This is a genomic window from Microcystis sp. LE19-41.2A, assembly GCF_027530405.1.
In the GTDB taxonomy this organism is placed as follows: Bacteria; Cyanobacteriota; Cyanobacteriia; order Cyanobacteriales; family Microcystaceae; genus Microcystis; species Microcystis aeruginosa.
Genome location: NZ_JAPZQJ010000351.1, coordinates 1 through 5,295, shown reverse-complemented (window position 1 = coordinate 5,295; position 5,295 = coordinate 1). Strand labels below are relative to the sequence as shown.

The following is a 5,295-nucleotide window of genomic DNA, read 5'->3' as shown; positions in this document are numbered from 1 at the left end:
CTTTAGACCTCTTGCATAAATCCGAAAACAAACGATAGAAACAATAATGGGAGGGACTTTCAGTTAATTATTTATTAGTAGTTGATAATCTTCAAAAATGTTGCTGTACAAGGATCGACTTAAGACTTTTGCAAGAGGTCTATTGCCCGATGGAAAAACCTCCTAAAAAACTCCTTGAACAGGTTCGTGATATTATTCGCATCAAACACTATTCCTACCGCACGGAAGAAACCTACATCTTCTGGATTCGACGCTACACCTTGTTTCATGACAAAAGACACCCTAAAGACATGAGTAGTGCGGAAATGGAGTCATTTTTAAGCCATCTAGCCGTCAAGGAAAACGTAGCCGCCTCTACTCAAAACCAAGCCCCCCCATCTCTCCATTCCCCATTCCCTACAACTGTAAACACAACTGCCGGAAATGATCGCCGCGATGTTCAAAACTTTGGTATTGGTCAAAACTAGCGCAAGCGGGCGATAGTAAGACCACTTTAGCCGCTTTTGCTGTTCCTAGTTCAGCCGCGCGTTGAACTGCCCTGTCCATCGTCTCTACACATTCATAATCTTGATAACCTGCTGACTGTAAACGACGGGCAAAATCGGCGGCAGCGTCACCAATCAGCAGCACAGTGACGACTTTTGCCTTAATTTCAGCGATCCAAGCCCGATCATCCCCTGCTTTCGCTTCTCCCCCCGCGATTAAAATCGCCGGACTAGGGACAGATTTTAAGCCCACTGCGGCCGCATCGTAATTAGTTGCTTTACTATCATTAATAAAGTCTAGTCCTTTATAAGTACAAATATACTCTAAGCGATGGGCAACCCCGGGGAAAGTGGCGATCGCTTCGGTAATGGCTTTTTTCTCAATTCCTGCCAATCTAGCGGCGGCCACAGCCATAAGCAAATTCTGCTGATTGTGACTACCCACCATTTTCAGGAGATTAACCGGGGCAATTAATTCGCCAAAAGCCACGATCCAGTTATCTTGGAGATAAACACCACGACTAGGATCGCCCAAAAGCGCAGCTTTGCCCTGCACAGAAGTCCAGTAAGCTTGTTGCCATTGACTAACACCGATTTGACGCAGATAGGGATCATCACCGTTGAGGATTTGGCGATCGCTTCTTTGCAGTAAAGAAGCTTTAATCTGATAATAATTTTCGAGGGTTTGATGACGACTGAGGTGATCGGGGGTAAAAGTTGTCCAGATGCCGATTTTCGGCGATAAATCCCGACTGGACTCGATCTGATAACTACTAATCTCCGCAATAATCCAATCGTATTTATCGGCTTTTAAAGCCAATTCACAGGCAGCATAGCCGATATTACCGCAGGAAGGGGCATTTAACCCCGCTTTTTGAAAAATAGCGGCACAGAGGGCGGTGGTGGTGGTTTTGCCGTTAGTTCCCGTAATACCCAACCAAGGGGAAGATTGCAGATAACGCCAAGCTAATTCTAATTCTCCGATCGTATCGATGCCTTTTTCCCTGGCAGTAATTAAAATCGGGGCATCCCAAGGCACCCCGGGGCTAACCACGATAAGATTAGGCAAGTCCGAAGCCTCTAGACTGAGATTTTGACCAAGATTGACAATAATTCCTTCCCTTTCCAGATTGGTTTTGGTTGCTTGTAAACTGGGAGAATCAGAGCGATCGCTTAATGTCACCTGCCAACCATCCCGTTTTAAGCATCTTGCCGCTGCTATTCCCGATCTTCCCAATCCAATAATCGCCGCTTTCGCCATCTTGTTGCCACTCTACTCAAGGGTCAATTTTTAGCAATCTCTATCCTACTGTGGATTAGGTCGAGTAATAACTAGGGTTTGCGGCAAAAAGTTTTTCGGTGGGGGCAGGGTGTAGGGTGTGGGGTGTAGGGTGTGGGGTGTAGGGTTTTAGCGATTTTGAGGGGGTCAATTACCTAATTTTCAGGGAAAAAGTCCAGGGATTTTCCACCCGATCACTACCAGATCTGGTACTTTTTGGAAACCAAAAAGTCTAAAAGTTTTACCCAACAAGGTTTTTAGATTTATTGAGCAAACCCTAGCTATCTTCCAAGAAAACAAAATTCTCTGGCTTACGTCTAGATCGATAAAATAAATGCAAGTACGATCTCTATAACAACGCTCCCTATTTATGAATCTAAAATCATCCTTAAAATTTACCCTACTGTTTTCACTTCTGGGGGGTTGTCTCCTGACTACACCGAGTCAAGCAACTCTCTTTGAACAAAGAGAAGTTAATCAAGAAGATTTTATCGCTATTGCCCGACCCTACGGTAACGGTAAATACGATTTACTGATTTTGCAACAAATCCCAGGAAAACGCCAATGTTGGGCGGTAAATGGCACAGAACCGACCATTGTTCAGCCTCTGCTGCTCGATTTCGATTTTACCGGCAGTTGTGAACGGGCCACCGACAGTAACGGTTATTCCCTTCGCATTCAGGGCAAAGATTACGGTTTAGAATACCTGCTGCGTATCGTACAACGCAACGGGGAATTAGTCCTCGTGGGAACCCCCCGCAATCCCAGGCAATCGGAGGTAATTATTGGACGGACAAAAGGTTTAGGGACCGGTTTAATGCAAATTTATCTCATCGATGGCTGGCGCTTTACTAAACGCAGTCTAGCCGGTCAAAATCTCAGTCATATCTATCTAACTGCCGATAGTCCCAGTTTCAATCCTCCCCCGGAATTACTCGCAGGTACCCAATCGTCTATCCCCCCCACACCCCCCCCCAGAGAATCCGTCAAAGCAGAAACACCTGTTAATCCTGCTGCTAATCCCGAAGTGCGAGAATATACCTTTACCGCTGCAGAAACAGCAGTAGAGAGCAATCCTCAGCCAGTGATCACTAATCGAGTACCAGAGTCAAATTTTACGCCACAGCCCCCAGTTACCCCTAATTTACCCCCCCTGACTCCTCCCAATTCCCAGAATAGTAATGCAATTGTACCACCACCGCCACCGCGCAATTTAGGCAATCCCAGAAGTTTATCAGACGTAATCACTTTTAATCGGGCTGCCCCTAATCCCAGTAGTAGTAATACTGGTAATACTGGTAATACTGGCCGCAAAGGTTTTAAAGTAGTAATTGAAGCCAAGACCGAGAGCGATCGCACTAAGCTTCGTTCTCTCTATCCCGACGCTTTCCCCACTTCCCACCAAGGTCGTCGCGTCTGGCAAATAGGCGCGTTTAGCAGTCGTGATAAGGCTGAAAACGCTTTACAAAGTCTTGCTCCCCTGCGCGGATCGATCGTACCATTTTAGGGAACGCTGGAACTGCGCAACGGGGAACAGAGAGTGGATAAGGGAAATGGGGGAATTTCAACTAATACCCCAAAACCCTAAAACCCCAACTCTCAACTCCTGACTTGAAAGAGGGTGTAGGGTGTGGGGTGTGGGGTGTAGGGAAGGAAACCTCTTTCCTCTGTGGGGGTGAAAATTTTTTCATCGGGACTGACTCCTGACTCCTGACTCCTGACTCCTAGAGTAACTGATAACTGATAACTGAAAATATGGAAATATCAGAACTAAAAAAAGGTATCGAGATAGTAGGATCGCGCCTGGGTAAAACCCAGGACTATCTTTGACTTACCCACTTTAAGGGCCAAAATTAAAGACTTAGAACAGGTGGCAGCTGTCCCCACTTTTTGGGATAATCCCGATACTGCTCAAAAAACCCTGCAAGAACTAAACGAATGTAAATCTTCTTTAGAAACCTATCAAAGTTGGTGTGAACAATTAGAAGATACTAAGGCAATTATCGAGTTATTAGAATTAGAATCCGATCGAACTTTACTAGAAGAAGCGACGGACAATTTAACTCATTTACAGCATGACCTCGATCGCTGGGAATTGCAACAGCTTTTAAATGGTCCCTACGACGCAAAAGGAGCGGTTTTAACGATTAATGCGGGGGCCGGGGGAACCGATGCCCAAGATTGGACAGAAATGCTCCTGAGAATGTATTCTCGCTGGGCCGAGAAACAGGGTTATAAAGTCACTTTAGCGGAAATATCAGAAGGAGATGAAGCGGGAATTAAATCGGTGACAATTGAGATTGCCGGAACTTATGCTTACGGTTATCTGAAAGGAGAAAAAGGCACCCATCGGTTAGTAAGAATTTCCCCTTTTAATGCTAATGGTAAACGTCAAACCAGTTTCGCCGGGGTGGAAGTGATGCCAATTTTGGGCGATGATGCGGTGAGGGTAGAAATTCCCGATAAAGATTTAGAAATTACCACCACTAGATCTGGGGGAAAAGGTGGACAAAATGTTAATAAAGTGGAAACTGCCGTGCGTGTAGTTCATCTTCCCACAGGTATCGCTGTGCGTTGTACCCAAGAGCGATCGCAATTACAAAATAAAGAAAAAGCCCTAGCTTTATTAAAAGCGAAATTGTTAATTATCGCCCGGGAACAACAGGCTCAAGCGATCGCCGAAATTCGCGGCGATATGGTGGAGGCCGCTTGGGGCAATCAAATCCGTAACTATGTTTTTCATCCCTATCAATTGGTTAAGGATCTCCGCAGTAATGTGGAAACCACCGATGTTACCCGGGTAATGAATGGGGATTTAGATAGCTTTATTGAAGCCTATTTACGTTTGGGGGGTGCAGTTTAAAGAAATGTATCGCCGTTGTCGTCCACAAGTCCCACTCCCGTGTGGACGCGATGATAAAATCTCCTCTTGGAAAAATGTCGATTTGCGTTGAAGCACTTTTTTGCTCGCTGTATAAGGGTTTCGCCGATTTGACATCCCTAAAATGGATTTGCGTTGAAGCACTTTTTAGCATTTCCACTTCGCTCAAGGCTAGTCTAGGCCCAAAAGGGGAGATAACGAGCATAACGAGTTGATTTAGATTCAGATTCGTCAAGTTTAATCAGTCCTGCTTCTTTAGTTGCCCCAATCACTTGAGAAACAGTATTGTTTTTTGATTCATTTAAACAAAAGCGATTTCGTAAGGTTTGGTTAGACATCCGTTGATTATCGACATAGAGGAGACAACAGTGCTGATAACAAGCGCGAATACGGTCAGATTGACTCATTTTGCCAAAATCCTGATGAGCGAATAGGATAGAAGTTGTTCGGAGCTCACCTACTCTAAAATCTGGTGCGGGAAGTTGAAATTTCTCGGCAGCGGAAATAACTTTATCGAAAATTTGGGTTAAAACCCCGTCCTTTTAGGACGGCTTTAAGCTACAATGGAAAAAGCGATAACCAAGCTAAAAACTGAACCTTGACAACAGATAGTAGGGGGTTTTGTTCAGAAAAGAATTCAAATTCGGCCT

Annotated in this window: 6 protein-coding genes; 3 read left to right on the top strand and 3 right to left on the bottom strand. The window is 45.0% G+C overall.

Annotated features, from left to right (window positions below):
• The first annotated feature begins 149 nt into the window (after positions 1 to 149).
• Entirely contained in the window at positions 150 to 467 is a 318-nt protein-coding gene (locus tag O9290_RS14340) for a phage integrase N-terminal SAM-like domain-containing protein (RefSeq protein WP_071825013.1), read from the top strand.
• Here O9290_RS14340 and murD read toward each other — a convergent pair.
• Entirely contained in the window at positions 397 to 1,746 is a 1,350-nt protein-coding gene (gene murD, locus O9290_RS14335) for a UDP-N-acetylmuramoyl-L-alanine--D-glutamate ligase (protein ID WP_288027658.1), read from the bottom strand. The two genes, O9290_RS14340 and murD, sit on opposite strands and share 71 nt — an antisense overlap.
• Before the next feature lie 388 nt (positions 1,747 to 2,134).
• Here murD and O9290_RS14330 point away from each other — a divergent pair, with 388 nt between their 5' ends.
• Positions 2,135 to 3,271 carry a DUF3747 domain-containing protein gene (locus O9290_RS14330; protein ID WP_288057652.1) on the top strand — a complete coding sequence of 379 codons (1,137 nt, stop codon included), beginning with the start codon at positions 2,135 to 2,137 and terminating at the stop codon, positions 3,269 to 3,271.
• 61 nt (positions 3,272 to 3,332) lie between these two features.
• Here O9290_RS14330 and O9290_RS14325 read toward each other — a convergent pair whose 3' ends face one another.
• On the bottom strand, positions 3,333 to 3,455 hold the full coding sequence (locus O9290_RS14325; RefSeq protein ID WP_288027659.1) for a hypothetical protein: 123 nt from the start codon (positions 3,453 to 3,455) through the stop codon (positions 3,333 to 3,335).
• Between the two features lie 64 nt (positions 3,456 to 3,519).
• On the opposite strand from O9290_RS14325, the gene prfB reads away from it, so the two are divergent.
• Positions 3,520 to 4,627 (top strand): peptide chain release factor 2 gene (gene prfB, locus O9290_RS14320; protein WP_288057649.1). Its coding sequence is split into 2 segments (ribosomal slippage): positions 3,520 to 3,591 and positions 3,593 to 4,627, totalling 1,107 coding nucleotides; the frame shifts between segments, so codons are not numbered across the junction.
• A gap of 194 nt (positions 4,628 to 4,821) precedes the next feature.
• Here prfB and O9290_RS14315 read toward each other — a convergent pair.
• Positions 4,822 to 5,052: a hypothetical protein gene (locus O9290_RS14315; RefSeq protein ID WP_288057647.1), complete on the bottom strand. Its 231-nt coding sequence runs from the start codon at positions 5,050 to 5,052 to the stop codon at positions 4,822 to 4,824.
• Between the last annotated feature and the right edge of the window lie 243 nt (positions 5,053 to 5,295).

Coding starts and splice junctions, on each gene's coding strand:
- O9290_RS14340 (WP_071825013.1), top strand. CDS start 150: ATGGAAAAACCTCCTAAAAAACTCCTTGAACAGGTTCGTGATATTATT.
- murD (WP_288027658.1), bottom strand. CDS start 1,746: ATGGCGAAAGCGGCGATTATTGGATTGGGAAGATCGGGAATAGCAGCG.
- O9290_RS14330 (WP_288057652.1), top strand. CDS start 2,135: ATGAATCTAAAATCATCCTTAAAATTTACCCTACTGTTTTCACTTCTG.
- O9290_RS14325 (WP_288027659.1), bottom strand. CDS start 3,455: ATGAAAAAATTTTCACCCCCACAGAGGAAAGAGGTTTCCTTCCCTACA.
- O9290_RS14315 (WP_288057647.1), bottom strand. CDS start 5,052: ATGAGTCAATCTGACCGTATTCGCGCTTGTTATCAGCACTGTTGTCTC.